The organism is Pantoea sp. paga (assembly GCF_007558755.1).
GTDB lineage: Bacteria > Pseudomonadota > Gammaproteobacteria > Enterobacterales > Enterobacteriaceae > Pantoea > Pantoea agglomerans.
Genome location: NZ_VLTF01000001.1, coordinates 469,130 through 489,937 on the forward strand (window position 1 = coordinate 469,130; position 20,808 = coordinate 489,937).

Sequence of the window (20,808 nt, forward strand, 5' to 3'; positions counted from 1 at the left end):
CGATCGCTTTCCTCTCGGTCCTCACAAGGAGTTAGTCATGAAAAACGTCAAAACCAGTGCGATCTGGTTAGTGGTGGCGTTAATCGGCGCGGGCGCTTTCGCCATGCTGGCCCTCAGCCGCGGCGAACACGTCAACGCAGTCTGGCTGGTGATAGCCGCTGTCGCCTGTTACAGCATCGCTTATCGCTTCTACAGCCTGTTTATCGCCCGCAATATTTTCGAACTGGACGACCGCCGGATGACGCCTGCCGAGCGGCTGAGCGACGGGCTCGATTATGTCCCGACCAATAAATGGGTGCTGTTTGGCCATCACTTTGCGGCTATCGCTGGTGCCGGCCCGCTGGTGGGTCCGATTCTGGCGGCGCAGATGGGCTTTCTGCCGGGCACCATCTGGATCCTGGTCGGGGTGATGCTGGCGGGTGCAGTACAGGATTTCCTGATCCTGTTTATCTCGACCCGTCGTGATGGCCGTTCACTGGGCGAGATGGCGCGGCAGGAGCTGGGTGCGTTTGCCGGTGTGGTGACCATGCTCGGCGCGCTGGGTGTCATGATCATTATTCTGTCGGCGCTGGCGCTGGTAGTGGTCAAGGCGCTGGCGAACAGTCCGTGGGGACTCTTTACCATCGCGGCCACCATTCCGATTGCGCTGTTTATGGGCGTCTACATGCGCTTTATCCGGCCCGGTAAAATCGCCGAAGTTTCACTGATTGGCTTTGTGCTGATGATGGCGGCGATTATCTATGGCGGTGACGTAGCCCAGCATCCTTACTGGGGGCCCTTCTTTACCCTGAAAGGCACCTCACTGACCTGGGTGCTGGTGATCTACGGCTTTATTGCCTCCGTGCTGCCGGTCTGGCTGCTGCTGGCTCCGCGTGACTACCTTTCGACCTTTCTTAAAATCGGCGTGATTGTCGGGCTGGCGGTGGGGATTGTCTTTGCCATGCCAGAGATGAAAATGCCGGCGGTCACCAAATTTATCGACGGCACCGGCCCGGTCTTCTCCGGCGCGATGTTCCCGTTCCTGTTTATTACTATTGCCTGCGGTGCCATCTCCGGCTTCCATGCGCTGGTCTCCAGCGGCACCACGCCAAAACTGGTGGAGCGGGAAAGTCATATCCGCTTTATTGGCTATGGCGCGATGCTGATGGAATCCTTTGTGGCGATCATGGCGCTGATTTGTGCCTCGGTGCTCGATCCGGGCGTCTACTTTGCCATGAACTCCCCGGCTGCGCTGATTGGTACCACCGTTGAAAGCGCCTCTCAGGTGATCAACGGCTGGGGCTTTGTCGTCACGCCGGAAATGCTGAGCGGCATCGCCCGTGATGTGGGTGAAGGCTCGATCCTGTCCCGCGCAGGCGGCGCGCCAACCTTCGCGGTGGGGATGGCCCACATCATTACCGAGATCTTTAACAGTCGGGCGATGATGGCCTTCTGGTATCACTTCGCCATTCTGTTTGAAGCGCTGTTCATTCTGACGGCGGTCGATGCCGGTACCCGCGCCTGCCGTTTTATGGTGCAGGATCTGGTGGGCACCGTGGTGCCTTCTATGGCGAATAACCGCTCCTGGCTGGGCAATATGGCCGGCACGACCGTGGCGGTCGCGGGCTGGGGCTTCTTTGTCTATCAGGGTGTGGTCGATCCGCTGGGCGGCATTAACACCCTGTGGCCGCTGTTTGGTATCGGCAATCAGATGCTGGCGTCCATGGCGCTGATCCTCGGCACCGTAGTGCTGTTCAAAATGAAAAAGCAGCGTTACGCCTGGGTAACTATCCTGCCAACCGTCTGGCTGTTTATCACCTCGATGACTGCCGGCTGGCAGAAAATCTTCCATGAAAAACCGTCGATCGGCTTCCTGGCACAGGCGAATAAGTTCCGTAAAGGGCTGGATGAAGGGGTGATCATCGCCCCGGCAAAAAGCGTGGCGGATATGCAGACTATCGTCTTCAGCAATCAGATTAATGCAGCCCTGTGCGCCTTCTTTATGCTGGTGGCGGTCACGATGCTCATCTCTGCGTTCTTTGTCATTCGCCGGGCGCTGCGCAGCGATCTTCCTACTACGCATGAGTCCGTTGTGACGCTGCGCAACAAGGAGGTGCGTCATGTCTGATGCTGTTCATCAGTCCCAGCGTCCGCAGGGAGAGTGGCAGATTATCCGCTGCCAGCCTGCCGCCGCCCCACAGCCACAGGCATTCAGCTGGCGGGGATTCTGGCGCGGCCTGCAACAGTGTTTTCGCTTAATGGTCGGGGTGCAGGATTATCAAAAATATCTGCAGCATATGCGACTGCATCATCCCGCTCAGCCGCCGATGAATGAGCGCGATTTCCACCGTTATTGTCTGGATGCCCGCTTCCCCAGCCAGGCAGGCAAACTGGGTAAATGTCCCTGCTGACCGCACTAAACAGCCCCGCATAGTCGGGGCTTTTTTGTGCCATTCTTATCTGGATGGGAAAATATATTCGGTTTGCATCTTGTGCTGGCGTCAGATGATGAATACTGTTGCTAAAATAATGAGATAACGCCTGCAGAGCACTTCCCGGAGGAAGTTTCCATGACCGATGAACAAGGGCAAACGTTGTTGTACACCCTTTTCGGTACAACCAGCCCTCATTGGCGTCTGACCGCGGACAGCGATGCGTTGCATTTTGCCGAAGATGAGTCGTCACAAACTAATATCGCCCTGCCGTTAACCCCCGGCCAGGCAGCCATGATACGCGCGATGCCGGTCATCACTTCAAGCATCAATCTGACTATGACGCTGCAGGGCATTGATGTTCCGATGCATTTTGTCGGACGCAAAGTGAACCAGGCGACATGGGCAGGAACCGCTTCTGCCTGGGGCGATACCTCAGCGGTCGCCCGCGACTTAACCCTGGGTCTTTCATTCGCCGAACAGGTGGTTTCTGAAGCCAACTCGGTGATTGTGATCCTCGATCAGCGCGGCAATATTCAGCGTTTTAACCGTCTTAGTGAAGAATATACCGGTCTGAATGAGCATGAGGTTATTGGCCGTAACGTCTTTCAGCTCTTTATGACTAAACAGGAGGCTTCTCAGTCACGACGCAACATCGCGGGCTTCTTCCGTGACGGCAACTCCTATGAGGTTGAGCGCTGGGTTAAAACCAAAAAAGGTCAGCGACTGTTTCTGTTTCGTAATAAGTTTGTTCACAGCGGCAGTGGCAAAAATGAAATTTTCCTCATCTGTTCTGGCACCGACATAACCGAGGAGCGACGCGCCCAGGAACGCCTCCGGGTGCTGGCAAACACCGATACGGTGACCGGTTTGCCTAATCGCAACGCAATTCATCAACAGATTAGCCTGGCGCTGGAGCGATCTGAGCGCGATGAGACCGGCGTGGTCTACCTCGATCTCGATAATTTCAAAAAAGTGAACGACGCCTACGGTCATATGTTCGGCGATCAGTTACTGCAGGCGGTCTCACTGGCGATTCTTAGCTGTCTGGGTAAAGACCAGACCCTGGGCCGGCTGGGTGGCGATGAGTTTGTGGTGCTGGCTGAGCATACCAGCCAGGCTGCGCTGGAGGCGATGTCCTCCCGCATTCTTGAGCGGCTGCGTCAGCCTTTCCGTATCGGACTGATCGAAGTGTACAGCGGCTGCTCTATCGGGATCGCTTTCGCGCCGCTGCACGGTGAAGATCGCGAGAGCCTTATTCGCAATGCTGACACCGCGATGTATCACGCCAAAGAGAATGGTCGCGGCAAGTTCTGCGTTTTTGCGGCAGAGATGAACCAGCGGGTCTTTGAATACCTGTGGCTGGACACAAATCTGCGTAAGGCGCTGGAGCTGGATCACCTGCTGGTGCATTACCAGCCGAAAATCGACAGTGATGGTGAAGTCCGCAGTGCCGAAGCGCTGGTACGCTGGAACTCACCCGAGCGCGGCCTGGTCTCCCCCGCTGATTTCATTCCCTATGCCGAAGAGTCGGGGCTGATTGTGCCGCTTGGACGCTGGGTCATGCTCAATGTGCTGAAACAGATTATCGTCTGGCGCCAGCAGGGCATTTTTCTGCGCGTCGCCGTCAACGTGTCGGCACGTCAGCTGATTGATCAAAGCATCTATACTGACCTGAAACAGGCGCTGCATGAGGCGAATATCACCGACTGTCCTATCGATATTGAGCTCACAGAAAGCTGCCTGATAGAGAATGAAGCTGAAGCCCTGCGGCTGATGAAGCAGTTTCAGGAGCTGGGCGCACAGGTTCATCTGGATGACTTCGGCACCGGTTACTCGTCGCTTTCTCAGCTCGCACGTGTGCCGATCAATGCCATTAAGCTCGACCAAAGCTTTATCCGCGATATTAATAAACAGCCCGTCTCACAATCGCTGGTACGAGCTATCGTCGCCGTCGCCAAGGCGCTCGATTTGCAGGTGATTGCAGAGGGTATTGAAACCCCGGATGAAGAGAAGTTTGTCCTTAATAGTGGTGTCGATGGGCGTCAGGGCTACTACTACGCAAAACCAATGCCCGCGGAACAGTTTGGGCATTGGCTGGCTAAGCATCCTGCCCGCGTTTAACGCTAATTCAATTAACCCGCTTTACGCAGTGATGCGCTGTGGCGGTTTTGTAGCTGAACCAGGCGTTCCATGTAAGCAATGTCTTTAGGTTCGATGGTAAAGGCGTAATCGACCCAATCTTCGGTAATATCCATCAGCTCAGCGCGTGACAATTGCAGCACGCGCTGACGCGCTTTCAGCATAGCCCGCACGCCGTTGAGTTTAGGACGTAACGTATCGATAAAGGTGCGGGTGGCGCGGTAACTGTCGCCAGGCTGGAAGACTTTATCCACCAGTCCGCGCGTTTCATACCACTCAGCGCTGTGGGACTCCCCTTCACAAATTAACTCCTCTGCCAGTTTCATGCCGGAGCGACGCGCGACCAGTGAGTAGCCGCCCATGCCGGGAAAGAGGTTAAACGCAATTTCCGGAAAGCCCATCCGCGCGTTGTTCTGCGCCAGAATGAAGTGATGCGCCAGCGCCGCTTCGAATCCGCCGCCTAACGCACTGCCCTCAATCATCGCCAGCGTCACCGCGCCGGTATCAAATCCCCGTGCTGCCGAATGGATGCAGTCAACGCAGGCACGGGCATAGGCCCGCAGCGCCTCGCGGCGGTTGTTGCGAATGCACTCGACGAAGAAGCGCAGATCGCCACCGGCGTTGAACATCTGTGGCACCAGAGAGCCGGTAACCCAGAAGTCGATCGGCAGACCGGAACGCTGAGCGGCGTAGCTCAGATTCATGATCTCCTCAATCAGTTCATGGTTGAAGCTCGGACGGGGTTGTGCACGCAACATCATCCACATAGTACGACGCCCTTCTTCGTAATAGGCGACTAACTGCGTGGTGTTGCCGACTTCGGTAAATAATCTGCACGTTGCTTGGTTAATAACTGTCATTGTCTCATCCTCTGTTTATATTTGATGCGTTAAATACGCCACATCAGCGTAATGCAGAGTGAGGCCAGACCAAATGAGAGATTGATTTACAACACAAAATCCAGAGTGATCCCCGACTCGCGCGTCGGGGATTGATTAGGCGGGTTACTTAATAGCGGCACGCTGCTCCACGGCAACATGAAGACGCTTAACACGTTTTGAATAGATGGCCGTGATGATTGGCACCAGCACGGAGGTCACAATAACGGAAGTCGCCACCAGCGCCGTGGCAGCAGGGGCAATCGGTTTAAACTGCGGCAGCATTTCGGCAATCAGCACCGGTGTCGCCACCGCTGCACCTGCCGTACTGGATGCAGCCACGCCAGCCGTGCCATCTCCGCCACCAATCAGCCTATCGGTCAGAATGAGTGGGATACCGGTAATGATGATCACCGACACGCCCAGCATGATGCCCAGCAGCCCGGTTTCCGCAATGACCCCCAGGTTAATGGTGTTACCCAGAGCAAAGGCAAAGAAAGGAATCAGCGTATGGACCGCTTTTCCGAAGAAGTCACGCAGCTCCGGATCAAGATTCCCTAATGCAAATCCCACAATAAACGGCAGGACCGCCCCCACAAACACGTGCGGCTCGAATGAGGCGATGCCGGCAGTGCCCAGGATAACCATGGTCATTAATGGCCCGGACTCCAGAGACATCAGCACAAACGCACCTGCCTCCTCTTTGGAACCATATTGCTGCATGATCGAGGCATAAAGGCCGCCATTGGTCATATCCATGGCAGCCACCAGCGCCAGCGTCGACAACCCGGCAAACATCCCGACTTCTACGCCATTCTCCGGCATCACCCGTGAGGCGATGGCAGCCACAACCCAGGCGACGGCAATCTTGGTAAGCACCAGCGTGCCCGATTTTCGCAGTACCGTCCCGGTGGCGCTGAGTTTAATCGACGCGCCCATACAGAAAAACCAGACGGCCAGAATGGGCACCGTGCCGGTCATCAGGCCATTGGTGAAAGAACCGAAATATTTCCCGGCGCCCGGAGAAAACGTATGACAGAGTGCGCCGATAAAGAGCGGAATGAGCATCATACCGCCCGGAATTTTGTCTATTGCACGTTTGATATGCATATGGATGTCACCTTTGCTATGCCAGAGAGTGGAGCAGGAAGTGCCCGAAGGCGATGCAAGCAAAGTAGTGACTTGAGGTAACCAAAACAGTGATCGCTTCGATAAAATGAAACGCTGTTTTATTTTTAATAATCGGTTGTTTTGATAACTATGATGGAGATCGCCATACCAGTCTCAGATGAGACTGAAAAAAACGGGACGCCGTGGCGTCCCGCTTGCTATTTTTGCCCATACCAGGCGTTCTCGCCATGCTTTCGCAGGTAGTGCAAATCAAGCAGCGTCTGGTTAATCGGCGGCAGATTAGCGGTCAGTTGCTGACTGAACAGGCCCATATATGCCACCTCCTCCAGCACAACCGCGCTGTGTACCGCTGCATGGGCGTCTTTTCCCCAGGCAAACGGGCCATGAGAGTTGACAAGTACCGCCGGGATCGCCGAAGGAGACAACCCGCGTTGCGCAAAAGTCTCGATAATCACCTCACCGGTGTTCCACTCGTAGTCGTGCTGAATCTCTTCATTGCGCATCGACCGGGTACAGGGGATCTCACCATAGAAGTCATCGGCGTGGGTGGTTCCCCAGGCAGGAATCGGTCGTCCCGCCTGTGCCCATATGGTCGCATGCCGCGAATGGGTATGGACAATGCCACCCACCTCCGGCCAGGCGAGATAAAGCGCGCGGTGCGTCGCGGTGTCCGATGAGGGGCGTTTATCCCCTTCCACCACGTCGCCACTCGCCAGATCGACCACGACCATGTCGTCGCGCGTCATCACTTCATAGCGCACGCCGGAAGGTTTAATCACCAGCAAACCCTGTTCGCGATCAACAGCGCTGACATTGCCCCAGGTGAAGGTCACCAGGTTGTATTTGGGTAGATCCAGATTCGCTTCCAGAACCTGTTGTTTCAGGTGTTCCAGCATCTATTTTCTCCTGCTGACAATCGTCCCTGAATTTTGCGGAGTCGGACGCGAAAGAGTTATGGAGCAAATGGCTATAAACGCAGAAGGAATGGCTGTGAATGCAAAAATGTGTCGTGATTTCAGAATTTTCTATCTTCGGAATTTAACCAGAACGCTTAGAATCCTCTCAGGCAATGCGTGGCCCTGTCGGGTTTACATTGCGACTCTCCCGCTACAAACGGTTTGTCCATGGTGATCACATTTCCATGCCGACACGGATGCGGCAATGATGCGACACAAGCGGGCTGAGGAAATATCGGAGCTATACTAAGAGTGTTGCCTCTGTGAGCACATCAAAGGAGAAGTGTATGACAACAACAATGAAACGAATCACTGCCGTTGTACTGGCGACCACGTTAGCTGTTGCACTGAGCGGCTGTTCTAACTGGTCTAAACGTGACCGCAACACCGCTATTGGCGCGGGCGCGGGTGCGATTGGGGGTTCAGTATTGACCAATGGTAGCGCACTCGGCACAGTCGGTGGCGCCGCTGTCGGTGGTATTATCGGTCATCAGGTCCACTAAAGACCTTATTAAAAGAATAATCGGCTACGCTAAGCATCTACACGACAATCGGGCTACTTCGGTAGCCCGATTTTTTTATTCAGCCGCCCGCCAGTTTGACCTTCATGCCTTTGGCTTCCAGCAGGCTTTTCAGTAAATCGCGCTTATCCCCCTGAATCTCGATAACACCCTCTTTCACCGAACCCCCGCAGCCGCACTTTTTTTTGAGTTCGGCCGCCAGCAGCGTCAATGCCGCGTCGTCCAGGTCGATACCGGTAATCAGGCAGACGCCTTTTCCCTTGCGACCACTGGTCTGACGCTGGATGCGCACAATACCATCCCCTTTTGGCCGCTCCTTCGCCGGCTCCGGCTGGGTAATGCGCCCGCTGTCGGTTGAGTAAACCAGTGGATTATCCTTCGCCATTATTGTGTCTCCAGACTGTGCAGGATCGCCTGCAGAGTGGCGGCGGGATCGGCGGATTGGGTGATCGGACGCCCGATAACCATATAATCCACGCCCGCCTGCTTCGCCTGCTCAGGTGTCATGATGCGACGCTGATCGCCTGCATCACTGCCTGCCGGGCGAATCCCCGGCGTAACCAGTGCAAAGTCCTGACCTAAAACCTGTTTGAAGCGGACAGCCTCATGGGCGGAACAGACCACACCATCCAGCCCGCACGACAGGGTCAGCTTCGCCAGTCGCTCTGCCTGTTCGGCAGGCGAAAGCGTAATGCCCAGCCCTTTGAGATCCTCTGAATCCATACTGGTCAGTACAGTCACCGCAATAAGCAGAGGCGCATCCTTACCAAAGGGAAGCAGCGCCTCACGCGCCGCGTTCATCATCCGTGCCCCGCCACTGGCATGGACGTTGACCATCCAGACCCCGAGATCGGCAGCGGCCGCCACGGCATGAGCGGTGGTGTTGGGAATATCGTGGAATTTAAGATCGAGAAAGATTTCAAAGCCGCGCTGCTGCAGAGTGTTAACCAGCGAGGGGCCAAATAGCGTAAACATCTCTTTGCCCACTTTAAGGCGGCAACTGCGGGGATCGATCTGGTCGACAAAACGCAGTGCGCTGTCGAGGTCATGATAATCCAGCGCTACCAGAATCGGCGAAGCGGTCACGTTATGGGGTGAAGGCATGGCATTTCCTCTGCAACAGGCGCCCGCAGGCGCATTAGACAAACGGCAAGCATTCTACCTGCGGTGTCTGACCATCACAATCGCCATTGCCCTCCTGCCTGGCAAATTATGCTCTGTTGCTGAGGGCTGTAAGCTAACTTAACCTATAGTATGTTGTAACTACAATGGACTATTAACAGTGCGGCAGTAACGGCTGGTTTACTGGCCGTCGAGGCCGCGGATAGGCTTAACCGAAGACCAGGTGCGGCAGGATGGGCAATGCCAGTAGAGTGCGTGGGCGGTAAAGCCGCACTTCTGGCAGCGATAGCGCGGCTTGGTGCGGATTTGTTCGCCAACCATGTCGCGCAACACCATCAGGCTCTCTTTCGCGCGGCCATCTTCCGCCTCATGCAGATTCAAATCCATCAGGCGGTGGAACACACGCATGGTAGGATGACGCTGCAGCTGACGGCTGATGTAATTCTGGGCCGCTTCGGGTCCCTGTTGCTGCTCAAGGATGTCAGACAGATAGAGCTCCGCAGCCGCGCCGGTGTTCTCTTCAACACAGCGATGAAGAAACTCTGACCAGGCGTCTGGCTGATTGAGCTGCTGGAAACAGGTCTCCAGCATTCCCAGCGTTTCACTCACCAGCTCTTTATCCTGATCCAGCACCCGCTGCAGATGGCCCACCGCTTTGGCGTAATCCCCTTTTTCCATCAGGATACGGCCCATCATGATCGAGATACGTGCGCTGTTGCGATCGGCCGACTCCCCTTTCTTCAGCAGGTTCATGGCACGATCGAGATCGTCGCTGCTCATCGCCTGCAGAGCCAGCTCGCAGTAGAAGTGGGCTATTTCGCCTTTCTGCTTCTCTTTGCCAAGCTTAACCAGCCGCTCTGCGACCTCAATCGCCTGCTGCCAGTCGCTGGTTGCCTGGTGGATCAGCAGCAGTTGCTGCAGCGCACCCACCCGAAAGTCAGTTTCATCGGTGAGCTGCTTAAACATATCTTCCGCGCGGTCATATAAGCCCGCCGCCATATAGTCGCGGCCCAGTTGCTGTACGGCGAGCAGTCGCTGCTCATAGCTCAGGGAAGCGCTTTCCATTAAAGCCTGATGGATGCGGATAGCGCGGTCGACTTCCCCGCGCGAACGGAACAGATTGCCCAGCGTCAGGTGCGCTTCAACCGTGCCGCTGTCCTCTTTCAGCATATCAAGGAAGAGGTCGACCGCTTTGTCCTGCTGATTGGAGAGCAGGAAGTTTACGCCAGCGACATATTCACGTGACAGTCGGTTGGCTTCCTGTTGCTTATCCTGATGCGCGCTGCGACGGCCCATATACCAGCCGTACGCTGCCGCCACCGGCAGTAACAGAAACAGCAATTCATGCATCAGGGATTATTCCCGGCCAGCCGGAGAAGATGGCGTAGTCGCCAGGGCGGTACTCTGCTCGATTTGGGTCTGCATACGCTTAATTTTCCGGTTGGCATTCGCCAGGGAGACGCGGGTCCGTAACCAGAACAAACCGCAGATAATCCAGCCAAGCACGAAACCTGCGCCAAACAGGGATGCCAGTAAGGTCGAGATGCTGAACTCACCCTGCGCCAGCAGATAGTTAAAAGTAATGACCTGATCGTTATGCGCACCCAGGGTGACGGAAATAATGAAAATGACCAGTACCACTAAAAAAATCAGCAAATATTTCACAGTGCATCCTGTTGTGAGGTTGTCGGGTAGAATTATGCCAAAACTCCAGCAAAAATGCTGCTCCCAGCAGCATCGGGCGGGTCGCTTTTACGCAGACCCGTCTAATAATATGGGGTCTTACGGGTGAATTACAATCAGGGCTCCCGCTGCGCCATCTCTTTTTGCTCTTCCGGCGGCAGCGTCAGCGGGCCACAGAATCGCTGCGCCAGCCAGGTGGCAATGGTGACCAGTAGCCAGGAGAGTATGGTTGCCATCGCCAGATCCCGTGGCCAGTGCATACCCAGCAGCAGACGACTCGCCATCACGCCGGCGGCCCACAGAAAGATCACTACCACGGTTTTATAGTGCCGACGCGGCCAGAGCAGACCCAATGCCAGCAGCGCCCAGCTGGCGGCAAACATAGTATGTCCCGACGGGAAAGCGAAACCGGTTTCAAACGCCCAGTGCCGTTTCAGCCAGCCCGGGATCTGCGTCTCATCGGCAATCAGTGAGGTTACCATCTCGCCACGCTGTTTGCGCTTCAGCTCGTAGAAGGTCTTTTCATCCAGCCCGTGATGCTGTTCCAGCCAGATCACATAGGGACGCGGCTCCTGAATCTGCTCTTTGATATAGGATTTAGTGTATTGCCCGGCCAGAATGGTGGCGTTCATGATCAGCAGCAGCAGGATGGCTGGCTTCAGCCGAAAGCGCAGGCACCAGAGCATCCAGGCACTCAGCACGACGCTGGTAACAATGCCCCAGGGGTTGGTGACGGTCTCGGTCATCCAGAAGAGACCTTTCAGCAGCGCATTGCTTTCATCTGGTTGCCAGCGCCAGCCGCTCAGCCAGACCGCAACCGGCATAATCAGCAGCAGCAGCATTCCAAAGGTGGTACGACGTGAAATCTTAAACATCCTCTTCCCTTATCCCGGCGTCAAAAGACAACAATTGCATAACTTTAGCTTAAAAAAGAATAACATAACCGTTGCCGATTGGATAATTGTGCTTTATCACTGCAATTGGTATCAGAGATTACCAGCCCGCTTGCGGGTTGTGGCACAATATTGCACGTTTGTCGGGCCACACTGGCCTGTGCACTATCATGATGATAGTGCATCCTCTGAAGGTTCTGGAGAGTCACATGCAGCTTAAACGGGTGGCAGAAGCCAAACTGCCCACGCCATGGGGAGATTTCCTGATGGTTGGTTTTGAAGAACTGGCAACCGGACATGACCACGTTGCACTGGTTTTTGGCGATATTAATGATAATGAGCCGGTACTGGCGCGCGTTCACTCTGAATGCCTGACCGGCGATGCACTCTTCAGCCTGCGTTGCGACTGTGGTTTTCAGCTGGAAGCCGCCCTCAATGCCATCGCAGAAGAGGGTCGCGGCGCACTGCTCTATCACCGACAGGAAGGCCGTAACATCGGTCTGCTGAACAAAATCCGTGCCTATGCGTTGCAGGACAAAGGGTATGACACGGTAGAAGCGAACCATCAGCTGGGCTTTGCCGCCGATGAGCGCGACTTCACGCTGTGCGCCGATATGTTCAAACTGCTGGGCGTTAATGAAGTGCGACTGCTGACCAATAACCCGCGTAAAGTGGAGATCCTCAGTGAAGCCGGGATCAACATTGTTGAACGCGTGCCGCTGGTCGTGGGACGTAATCCGAAGAATGCGCACTATCTGGATACGAAAGCGGAAAAGATGGGGCATCTGCTGCCGAAGTCATAATTAAGCTGGGACTCACTGGCATCTGCCCCCTGAAGAAGCCAAATCTGAGAGAATCCTGAAGCAACGGATTAGCTCAACGCGCAGGATGCACAGTCAGAAGAGGAAAGCGTCCCGCCGCCCGGATAAAAACGCCGGGAGCGTTTTTGAACAACGCAAAGCGTTGGCCCGGTACGGGCGCCCCTCCGGGATGAGGTGCGTAATTGCACGGGCCGGGCATGTCATGGATGACGGCTTTTGCGTCTTTCCGCTCTGACCGTGTTCCTGTGCAGCCACGGTCTCACAGCTTCTTATTACAGACTTTGTAAGCTACATAAAAAAGCCGGGTCTCCCCGGCTTTTTTTTCAGTCCAGCATATTGCGGATAACGTAGTGCAGGATGCCGTCATTGCGGTAATAGGTCAGCTCATTACCGGTATCGATGCGACAGCGGGTGTCCAGCTCTTCCTTACTGCCGTCAGCTCGGGTCAGCGTCACTTTAACGCTGCAGCCTGGCGTCAGTGCCTGAAGATTTTCCACGTCAATGCGCTCCTCACCGGTCAGCCCAAGGCTTTTGCGAGTCACGCCCTGCGGAAACTCCAGTGGCAGGATGCCCATCCCAATCAGGTTTGAGCGGTGAATACGCTCAAAAGATTCCGCAATCACTACCCTGACCCCCTGCAGACGTGGTCCTTTCGCCGCCCAGTCGCGGCTTGAACCAGAGCCATACTCAAGACCAGCGATGACCGCCAGCGGCACGCCTTCCGCCTGATATTTCATTGCCGCATCATAGATGGCCAGCTGTTCGCCACTTGGGTAATGTCGGGTATAACCACCCTCCACGCCGGGCACCATTTCATTGCGGATACGGATGTTGGCGAACGTACCGCGCATCATCACTTCATGGTTACCGCGACGCGAACCATAGGAGTTAAAGTCTGTACGCTCCACGCCGTGTGACAGCAGATACCGGCCAGCCGGACTTTCCGCTTTGATGCTGCCCGCCGGTGAAATATGGTCAGTGGTGACCGAGTCGCCCAGCATGGCCAGCACCCGCGCACCGCGAATATCCTGCACCGGCTTAGGCTCTTTCTCCATATCGTCAAAGAAAGGCGACAGACGAATATAAGTCGATCCCTCATCCCAGTCGTAAGTCGCCGCTTCACTGACCTTAATCTCCTGCCACTCTGGCGTACCGTCGAAGACTTCAGCGTACTCTTTATGGAACATGTCGCTGGTGACCTGCTGCACGGCCGTAGCGATCTCTTCCGGCGAAGGCCAGATATCTTTCAGGTAGACCGGCTGGCCCTGACGATCGTGGCCCAGCGGCTCGGTCTGCAGGTTGATCTTCATGTTACCCGCCAGCGCGTAGGCCACCACCAGCGGCGGCGACGCCAGCCAGTTGGTTTTAATCAGCGGATGAATACGGCCTTCAAAGTTGCGGTTGCCGGACAGCACAGCACCTACTGTAAGGTCGCCTGCTTTAATTGCAGACTCGATCTCATCTTTCAGCGGGCCGGAGTTACCGATACAGGTGGTGCAGCCATAACCAACCAGATTAAAGCCCAGCTCGTCGAGATAGGAGGTCAGTTGCGCGACGGCCAGGTAGTCTGAGACAACTTTAGAACCGGGTGCCAGTGAGGCTTTGACCCAGGGCTGACGTTTCAGACCCCGCTCGACCGCTTTCTTCGCCAGTAAACCGGCCGCCATTAAGACGCTGGGATTGGAGGTGTTAGTACAGGAGGTAATCGCACTGATCACCACCGCCCCATCGGTCAGCTTATGCGTCAGCCCGGTATCACTGTCGGTATACTCAACGTTTTTATGGGGTTTCTGCGCCTGATTCACTTCCAGCTCGTTGCTGGCATCAAACGCGGCGGGCACATCGCCCAGTGACACCCGATCCTGCGGACGTTTTGGTCCTGCGAGACTCGATTCCACCTCGTTCATATCCAGCGCCAGAGTGCTGGTAAAACGCGGCTCATCGCCAGGATTGCGCCACAGCCCCTGCGCTTTGGCATAGGCTTCCACTAATGCTACCTGTTCGGCATCACGTCCGGTCAGGGTCATGTAGCTCAGCGTGACGTCATCAACCGGGAAGAATCCGCAGGTGGCGCCATATTCCGGTGCCATGTTGGCGATGGTCGCGCGGTCTGCCAGCGGCAGATCGGCCAGGCCATCACCGTAAAATTCAACGAATTTACCGACAACGCCGTGCTTACGCAGCATCTGGGTAACAGTCAACACGAGGTCGGTTGCCGTAATGCCCGCCCGCAGTTTGCCGGTGAGTTTGAAACCCACCACATCCGGGATAAGCATTGAGACAGGCTGACCGAGCATGGCGGCTTCGGCTTCGATTCCCCCTACTCCCCATCCCAGCACGCCAAGCGCGTTGATCATGGTAGTGTGAGAGTCCGTACCGACCAGGGTATCGGGCCAGGCATACTCTTCACCATTCACGGTTTCATGCCAGATCGCCTTGCCGAGATATTCCAGGTTCACCTGATGGCAAATACCGGTGCCCGGCGGCACCACGCGGAATTTATCAAACGCCTTCTGGCCCCAGCGGAGAAAGACGTAGCGCTCATGGTTTCGCTCCATCTCCAGCCGGACGTTCTCTTCAAAGGCGTCATCATCGCCAAAATGGTCAACCGTGACCGAGTGGTCGATGACCAGATCAACCGGGGACAGCGGATTAACTTTCGCCACATCGCCGCCTAGCCGATTCACTGCTTCTCGCATCGCAGCAAGGTCAACTACCGCAGGCACGCCAGTAAAGTCCTGCATTAATACACGGGCTGGCCGGTAGGCAATTTCACGATCGGCGTGGGCATCTTTTTGCCAGTCAACCAGCGCCTGGATGTCCTCCGTCGTAACAGAGTCACCATCCTGATAGCGCAGTAAATTTTCCAGCAGGACTTTAAGGGATTTTGGCAGGCGATCGATATTGCCAAGGTGTTGAGCAGCATGGGGAAGACTGAAGATGTGATATTTTTTGGTGTCGACCTGCAGTACTTCCTGACTCTGCTCGCGTAGGGTAGACGACATAGCTCCTCCTTTCATTCATGGTCTTTAAACCTCAGAGAGACAAAGGTTTATGTTAAAGATAGACCACAAATTCGTTAACGTTTTGATTACAACACAAATTGCTACAATCGCTCGCAAACGAAAATGCCCCGTGAAGTCACGAGGCATCATAAAAAGGTGTTTTAATTCAAATTACAGGGTTATCCACACCGCCGCAGACCAGAACGCAAAGGAGAATGCATACGCGCTGAGCCAGGACATTTTAATGATATTCATTTGGTTCACTCCTTCGCCGGAATCGGGCGTAAAAGTTTTTGCGGTCACCTTATAGAGGCGACACCCTTTGGTCGTACAGGATGTGGTGAAGGGCATTTAAACGCCCAGCGGAAAATCCGGCTATTAAAGAACAGTGACTATTAAATGGTCTGACAACGTTATTTGTTTTTAGGGTCCAGAAATGACTCAATAAAAAGTCGCTGGTTATCACTCAAATCCCACGAATCGGGGATAGACACTTTTTCGTCCTTTGCAAGGGGTTCTTTTCCTTTACAGGAGACCGTCTTGTGCTGACCCGAGGTCAGGGAACGTTTATGGCTGAGTGTATTTGCCCACATGGCTTTAGCCCCAGATACGCCAAATCATTAACGCGACAACTACCCAAAACAGCGCAGAGGCAGCGAATACGGTTAACCAGGCTTTGCGACGAGTGTTGCCGGTACGCTCAACCTTGGTGCTTTTTGCCGGGAAACCCGGTTGTACAGTCAGTCGTGTATTCATAGTTTTTGATAATCACTCTCAACAAAATGATTGATAACATCGATTAAGATTTAGGAGGAATCCTAAACGCGTTAAGGCCAAAAATCCAGTTATTTTTATTGAGTAAAACGATTAACGGTATTAATCAATGAGCTTAAGTAACGTAAGAAATCATTAATCCCGGAACCAATATTTAATTAAAAGACCCGCTTAAAAATTTGAGTTAATTTAAAAACAGATCCACTTAAAACTATAGAGACAACTTAAGAACCTTATGTTTAGTGGCTTCCCACATCAGCTCTTAACTGGAGTATGGGAATAATCCTGGCAAGCCGCAAAGTAACATAGTTAAAAATGTGTTGTAATTCGCATTTAAGAAAGACCGATGGAGAAACATGTGATCAATGTTTCATTTACAAAAAAATCATAAAAACTTTTGATTCTCATTTGGCGCTAAAGCCTGGAGACAGAAAAGGCTGCACCAGGCAGCCTTATGTTTACGCGGGGAGGTTAAATTCTATTTAAACGGCAGTTTGATATCTTTAAACATCGCCTCAATGTCTTCATTGGAGCGCAGCGCAACCGCGGTATCTACCACATCGCGCGTCAGGTGTGGCGCAAAACGTTGGATAAAATCATACATATAGCTACGCAGGAAGGTGCTGCGACGGAAACCAATCTTAGTGGTGCTATTGGTAAAGATATCGGCGGCTTCAATGCGAATCAGGTCAGGATCGGCTACCGGATCCACCGCCATGCTGGCGATGACGCCAACCCCCAGACCTAAGCGGACATAGGTTTTGATCACGTCGGCGTCGGTCGCGGTAAAGACGATGCGTGGCGTTAATCCTGCACGATTGAAGGCCGTATCCAGTTCTGAACGCCCGGTAAAGCCAAAGGTGTAGGTTACCAGCGGATATTCGGCCAGCTCCTCAATGGTGACCTGACCTTTTCCGGCCAGCGGATGGTCGGCAGTCACGACAATCGCCCGATTCCAGTGGTAGCACGGCAGCATGATTAAATCGTCATAGAGATGCAGGGCTTCGGTGGCGATGGCAAAATCCGCATTACCTTTGGAGACGGCTTCAGCGATCTGGGTCGGAGAGCCCTGATGCATGTGCAAAGAGACGCGAGGATAGCGCTCAATAAATCCTTTGATGACGCCAGGCAGCGCATAGCGAGCCTGGGTGTGCGTGGTTGCGACATAGAGCGAGCCTTTATCAGGCCAGGTGTGTTCACCGGCTACCGATTTTATCGCATCCACTTTGGAGAGAACTTCACGCGCTATACGGATAATCTCTTCCCCTGCAGGCGTGACCTGGGTGAGATGTTTACCGCTGCGGGCAAAGATTTGCACGCCCAGTTCATCTTCCAGCATACGCACCTGTTTACTGATGCCGGGTTGAGAGGTGTAGAGACCTTCCGCCGTCGAAGAGACGTTGAGATTGTGATTGACCACTTCAACGATATAGCGCAACTGCTGTAATTTCATATCTATTCCATCCCGGTAAGTTACAGAGTCGCATCCCCGGTTGACGTATAGTCGCGAGGGTAAAGAGATGCTATGCATCAGGAAAGGTCGGAAATGCTATAACAACTATATCAGTTTAAGTGAGAGAGTAGAACGGATTGATATAAGGCTCAGAAAAAGGCCAGCGAGCGCTGGCCTTCAGGGATTACTTTTTCGCTTCCTGCCATTTGCCATCTATATAGAAGGCGGACCAGCCGGTTGCCTTGCCCTCTTTTTCTGAGGAGACATACTGCTGTTTGGTCTTGCGGCTGAACCGCACCAGCGTTTTGTTGCCTTCCGGATCGGCTGCTGGCGCGTCGGCCAGATATTTCAGCTTCTCAGGCAGACGATCTTTGAAGCGCTGAAGCTCTTCCACCAGTGGCGCACGCGTCTCGCGTGATTTCGGGAAGGTGTTGGCCGCGAGGAAAACGCCCGCCGCACCGTCACGCAACACGAAGTAAGCATCTGACTTCTCACACGCCAGCTCTGGCAGCGGAACCGGATCCTCTTTCGGCGGTGCAACTTCACCACTGCGCAGGATCTTGCGGGTGTTTTTGCACTCTTCATTGGTACACGCCATGTACTTACCAAAGCGTCCCATCTTCAGGTGCATCTCCGAACCACACTTCTCGCACTCCACCACCGGGCCGTCATAGCCTTTGATGCGGAATTCGCCCTTCTCAATCTCGTAACCATCACACTCCGGGTTATTACCACAGACATGCAGCTTACGTTCGTTATCGATCAGGTAGCTGTCCATGGCCGTGCCACACTTCTGGCAGCGACGACGGGCACGCAGGGCGTTGGTTTCAGCATCATCCCCTTCCAGAATATTGAGAACTTCATTTTCCGGGATCAGGTTGATGGTCTGTTTGCAGCGCTCTTTAGGCGGCAGCGCATAGCCGGAACAGCCCAGGAAGACGCCGGTACTGGCAGTTCGAATCCCCATCGGACGGCTACAGGTCGGACAGTCAATCGAGGTCAGCACCATCTGGTTCGGCTGCATCCCGCCCTCTTCAGGATCTTTCTCAGCCAGTTCAAGCTGCTGGGTAAAATCGGTGAAGAAGTGGTCGAGTACCGCTTTCCATTGCGCCTGGTTATTGGCAACCTGGTCAAGGTTGCTTTCCATGCGGGCGGTAAAATCATAATTCATCAGTTCGCGGAAGTTCTCTTCCAGACGATCGGTGACGATTTCACCCATTTTTTCCGCATAAAAACGGCGGTTTTCAACCCGTACGTAGCCACGATCCTGAATCGTCGAGGTAATGGCGGCGTAGGTAGATGGACGACCAATTCCGCGCTTCTCCAGCTCACGCACCAGTGACGCTTCGCTGAAGCGCGCCGGTGGTTTAGTGAAGTGCTGACCGGGCAGCAGTTGTTGCAGGTCCAGAACATCGCCCACGCTTACCGCAGGTAGCGTACGATCTTCATCATTCTTACGCAGCGCAGGCATCACTTTGGTCCAGCCGTCGAAACGCAGAATACGGCCTTTCGCTTTGAGCCGGAAATCACCGGCGGCGGCAGTAATGGTGCTGGAGTCATATTTCGCTGGTGTCATCTGACAGGCAACAAACTGACGCCAGATCAGCTGATAGAGTTTCTGCGCATCCGCTTCCATATCTTTCAGCTTTTCCGCCACCACTTCCACATCAGAAGGACGAATCGCTTCGTGCGCTTCCTGGGAGTTCTCTTTGCTGGCGTAAGTAATGGCGTTTTCAGGCAGATACTTTTTACCGAAATTGCTTTCGATATAGCCACGCGCCATGGCGACCGCATCCTGACTCAGGTTGGTCGAATCGGTACGCATATAAGTAATGTGGCCCGCTTCATACAGCCGCTGGGCCATCATCATGGTCTTCTTAACGCCAAAGCCGAGACGGGTGCTGGCAGCCTGCTGCAGTGTCGAGGTGATATAAGGCGCGCCCGGCTTGCTGCTGGTCGGCTTATCTTCACGATCCACGATCTCATAGCGCGCTTTTTCCAGCAGCGCGACGGCAGCATACGTTTCTTCGCGGTTGACCGGACGGAAGGCTTTATCGCCTTTGTGCGTCACGTCCATCGACAGTTCATCGCCTTTCGGCGTGGTCAGCGCGGCATTAACTTCCCAGTACTCTTCGGGAACAAAAGCTTTAATCTCACGTTCACGTTCCACCACCAGACGAACGGCAACGGATTGCACACGTCCGGCAGAGAGACCACGGGCGATCTTTTTCCACAGCAGTGGCGAGACCATGTAGCCCACCACGCGGTCCATAAAGCGACGCGCCTGCTGAGCATTCACCCGATCAATATTCAGTTCGCCCGGCTTTTCAAACGCCTGACGAATCGCATTCTTGGTTATTTCGTTAAACACGACGCGACTGAAGCGCGAGTCATCACCACCAATCACTTCCCGCAGGTGCCAGGCGATGGCTTCCCCTTCGCGGTCAAGGTCAGTTGCGAGATAGATGTGGTCAGCATTGGCGGCTAACGCCTTCAGTTCGGCAACCACTTTCTCTTTGCCGGGCAGAATCTGATAGTCCGCTTCCCAGCCGTGGTAGGGGTCAACACCCATGCGGCTGACGAGTGCGGCCTTCTCATCTTTTTTAACTTTTTTGACTTTCTTGTCAGTCGAAGCGTCTTTGACTTTTTTATCTGTCGAGGCGTCAGCACTTTTCTTCGCGGTTGAACCACTGGTCGGCAGATCCCGGATATGACCAACGCTGGATTTAACCACGTAATCACTACCCAGGTATTTATTGATTGTTTTAGCCTTTGCCGGGGACTCAACAATAACGAGTGCTTTACCCATATTTACCTTTACCTAATGAAAACATCCTGCTTAACGGGAGAGGATTGGATGCCCAAAAACCCAATGGGTTCAATATTGCTGCGCCTGTTTAACATTTCAAGGCGGAGGGGTCAATCTCAGATCAGATGATGTGGCGTTATGCAACTGCATGATAAAGAGTGCTTTTTCTATCTGAACTCATCGCACATCCTGGTGCAAAATCCCTGAAA

The 20,808-nt window shown here is 54.2% G+C and carries 17 protein-coding genes; 5 read left to right on the forward strand and 12 right to left on the reverse strand.

All coding sequences use genetic code 11. From position 1 onward, the window contains the following. Nucleotides 1-37 precede the first annotated feature (37 nt). The 3 genes from FOV68_RS02215 to pdeR all read left to right on the forward strand — a co-directional run bounded on the left by FOV68_RS02215 (nt 38) and on the right by pdeR (nt 4,535). Entirely contained in the window at nt 38-2,107 is a 2,070-nt protein-coding gene (locus FOV68_RS02215; RefSeq protein ID WP_039386305.1) for a carbon starvation CstA family protein, read from the forward strand. Next, nucleotides 2,100-2,390, forward strand: a complete 291-nt coding sequence (locus FOV68_RS02220; protein ID WP_143990255.1) for a YbdD/YjiX family protein — start codon at nt 2,100-2,102, stop codon at nt 2,388-2,390. Before FOV68_RS02215 ends, FOV68_RS02220 begins: the two co-directional genes overlap by 8 nt. Nucleotides 2,391-2,549: 159 nt before the next feature. Then, nucleotides 2,550-4,535, forward strand: coding sequence for a cyclic di-GMP phosphodiesterase (pdeR, locus tag FOV68_RS02225; RefSeq protein ID WP_010244518.1), 1,986 nt, complete (start codon nt 2,550-2,552; stop codon nt 4,533-4,535). 11 nt (nt 4,536-4,546) lie between these two features. Here the strand turns inward: pdeR and FOV68_RS02230 are convergent, their stop codons facing one another. From FOV68_RS02230 to araD, 3 genes are all read right to left on the reverse strand, one after another. Beyond that, nucleotides 4,547-5,413, reverse strand: coding sequence for a crotonase/enoyl-CoA hydratase family protein (locus FOV68_RS02230; protein ID WP_003853843.1), 867 nt, complete (start codon nt 5,411-5,413; stop codon nt 4,547-4,549). Nucleotides 5,414-5,557: 144 nt separating this feature from the next. Next, nucleotides 5,558-6,541 (reverse strand): 2-keto-3-deoxygluconate transporter, encoded by a 984-nt coding sequence (kdgT, locus tag FOV68_RS02235; protein WP_031591580.1) that lies wholly within the window; start codon nt 6,539-6,541, stop codon nt 5,558-5,560. A 218-nt stretch (nt 6,542-6,759) separates the two neighbouring features. After that, complete coding sequence (gene araD / locus FOV68_RS02240) at nt 6,760-7,458, reverse strand: L-ribulose-5-phosphate 4-epimerase (protein WP_031591582.1); 699 nt, start codon at nt 7,456-7,458, stop codon at nt 6,760-6,762. Between the two features lie 347 nt (nt 7,459-7,805). Between araD and osmB the strand changes: the two genes are divergently transcribed. Continuing rightward, nucleotides 7,806-8,021, forward strand: a complete 216-nt coding sequence (gene osmB / locus FOV68_RS02245; protein WP_003853848.1) for an osmotically-inducible lipoprotein OsmB — start codon at nt 7,806-7,808, stop codon at nt 8,019-8,021. A gap of 79 nt (nt 8,022-8,100) precedes the next feature. Here the strand turns inward: osmB and yciH are convergent, their stop codons facing one another. The 5 genes from yciH to pgpB form a co-directional block, all read right to left on the reverse strand. Continuing rightward, entirely contained in the window at nt 8,101-8,424 is a 324-nt protein-coding gene (yciH, locus tag FOV68_RS02250; RefSeq protein ID WP_010244495.1) for a stress response translation initiation inhibitor YciH, read from the reverse strand. Further along, nucleotides 8,424-9,143 (reverse strand): orotidine-5'-phosphate decarboxylase, encoded by a 720-nt coding sequence (pyrF, locus tag FOV68_RS02255; RefSeq protein ID WP_182685780.1) that lies wholly within the window; start codon nt 9,141-9,143, stop codon nt 8,424-8,426. The genes yciH and pyrF overlap by 1 nt, the downstream gene beginning before the upstream one ends. Before the next feature lie 198 nt (nt 9,144-9,341). Continuing rightward, a complete protein-coding gene (lapB, locus tag FOV68_RS02260; protein ID WP_031591586.1) occupies nt 9,342-10,511 on the reverse strand; it encodes a lipopolysaccharide assembly protein LapB in 1,170 nt (389 codons plus the stop codon). A gap of 6 nt (nt 10,512-10,517) precedes the next feature. Beyond that, on the reverse strand, nt 10,518-10,826 hold the full coding sequence (locus FOV68_RS02265) for a LapA family protein (RefSeq protein ID WP_010244487.1): 309 nt from the start codon (nt 10,824-10,826) through the stop codon (nt 10,518-10,520). A gap of 134 nt (nt 10,827-10,960) precedes the next feature. Beyond that, a complete protein-coding gene (gene pgpB / locus FOV68_RS02270) occupies nt 10,961-11,719 on the reverse strand; it encodes a phosphatidylglycerophosphatase B (RefSeq protein ID WP_064704260.1) in 759 nt (252 codons plus the stop codon). A gap of 227 nt (nt 11,720-11,946) precedes the next feature. Here pgpB and ribA point away from each other — a divergent pair, with 227 nt between their 5' ends. Next, nucleotides 11,947-12,540: a GTP cyclohydrolase II gene (gene ribA / locus FOV68_RS02275; RefSeq protein WP_010244482.1), complete on the forward strand. Its 594-nt coding sequence runs from the start codon at nt 11,947-11,949 to the stop codon at nt 12,538-12,540. Between the two features lie 341 nt (nt 12,541-12,881). Here the strand turns inward: ribA and acnA are convergent, their stop codons facing one another. The 4 genes from acnA to topA form a co-directional block, all read right to left on the reverse strand. Beyond that, nucleotides 12,882-15,563 (reverse strand): aconitate hydratase AcnA, encoded by a 2,682-nt coding sequence (acnA, locus tag FOV68_RS02280; protein ID WP_069026343.1) that lies wholly within the window; start codon nt 15,561-15,563, stop codon nt 12,882-12,884. 597 nt (nt 15,564-16,160) lie between these two features. After that, the gene (locus tag FOV68_RS02290) at nt 16,161-16,319 is read right to left on the reverse strand and encodes a YmiA family putative membrane protein (RefSeq protein WP_071778593.1); all 159 of its coding nucleotides are present in this window, start codon (nt 16,317-16,319) and stop codon (nt 16,161-16,163) included. A 496-nt stretch (nt 16,320-16,815) separates the two neighbouring features. After that, entirely contained in the window at nt 16,816-17,790 is a 975-nt protein-coding gene (gene cysB, locus FOV68_RS02295; protein ID WP_003853865.1) for an HTH-type transcriptional regulator CysB, read from the reverse strand. Nucleotides 17,791-17,974: 184 nt separating this feature from the next. After that, nucleotides 17,975-20,599 carry a type I DNA topoisomerase gene (gene topA / locus FOV68_RS02300; RefSeq protein WP_031591590.1) on the reverse strand — a complete coding sequence of 875 codons (2,625 nt, stop codon included), beginning with the start codon at nt 20,597-20,599 and terminating at the stop codon, nt 17,975-17,977. Nucleotides 20,600-20,808 lie beyond the last annotated feature (209 nt).

Excerpts from the sequence above, each read along its gene's own strand:
- FOV68_RS02215 (WP_039386305.1), top strand. The coding sequence starts at position 38 with ATGAAAAACGTCAAAACCAGTGCGATCTGGTTAGTGGTGGCGTTAATC.
- FOV68_RS02220 (WP_143990255.1), top strand. The coding sequence starts at position 2,100 with ATGTCTGATGCTGTTCATCAGTCCCAGCGTCCGCAGGGAGAGTGGCAG.
- pdeR (WP_010244518.1), top strand. The coding sequence starts at position 2,550 with ATGACCGATGAACAAGGGCAAACGTTGTTGTACACCCTTTTCGGTACA.
- FOV68_RS02230 (WP_003853843.1), bottom strand. The coding sequence starts at position 5,413 with ATGACAGTTATTAACCAAGCAACGTGCAGATTATTTACCGAAGTCGGC.
- kdgT (WP_031591580.1), bottom strand. The coding sequence starts at position 6,541 with ATGCATATCAAACGTGCAATAGACAAAATTCCGGGCGGTATGATGCTC.
- araD (WP_031591582.1), bottom strand. The coding sequence starts at position 7,458 with ATGCTGGAACACCTGAAACAACAGGTTCTGGAAGCGAATCTGGATCTA.
- osmB (WP_003853848.1), top strand. The coding sequence starts at position 7,806 with ATGACAACAACAATGAAACGAATCACTGCCGTTGTACTGGCGACCACG.
- yciH (WP_010244495.1), bottom strand. The coding sequence starts at position 8,424 with ATGGCGAAGGATAATCCACTGGTTTACTCAACCGACAGCGGGCGCATT.
- pyrF (WP_182685780.1), bottom strand. The coding sequence starts at position 9,143 with ATGCCTTCACCCCATAACGTGACCGCTTCGCCGATTCTGGTAGCGCTG.
- lapB (WP_031591586.1), bottom strand. The coding sequence starts at position 10,511 with ATGCATGAATTGCTGTTTCTGTTACTGCCGGTGGCGGCAGCGTACGGC.
- pgpB (WP_064704260.1), bottom strand. The coding sequence starts at position 11,719 with ATGTTTAAGATTTCACGTCGTACCACCTTTGGAATGCTGCTGCTGCTG.
- ribA (WP_010244482.1), top strand. The coding sequence starts at position 11,947 with ATGCAGCTTAAACGGGTGGCAGAAGCCAAACTGCCCACGCCATGGGGA.
- acnA (WP_069026343.1), bottom strand. The coding sequence starts at position 15,563 with ATGTCGTCTACCCTACGCGAGCAGAGTCAGGAAGTACTGCAGGTCGAC.
- FOV68_RS02290 (WP_071778593.1), bottom strand. The coding sequence starts at position 16,319 with ATGAATACACGACTGACTGTACAACCGGGTTTCCCGGCAAAAAGCACC.
- cysB (WP_003853865.1), bottom strand. The coding sequence starts at position 17,790 with ATGAAATTACAGCAGTTGCGCTATATCGTTGAAGTGGTCAATCACAAT.
- topA (WP_031591590.1), bottom strand. The coding sequence starts at position 20,599 with ATGGGTAAAGCACTCGTTATTGTTGAGTCCCCGGCAAAGGCTAAAACA.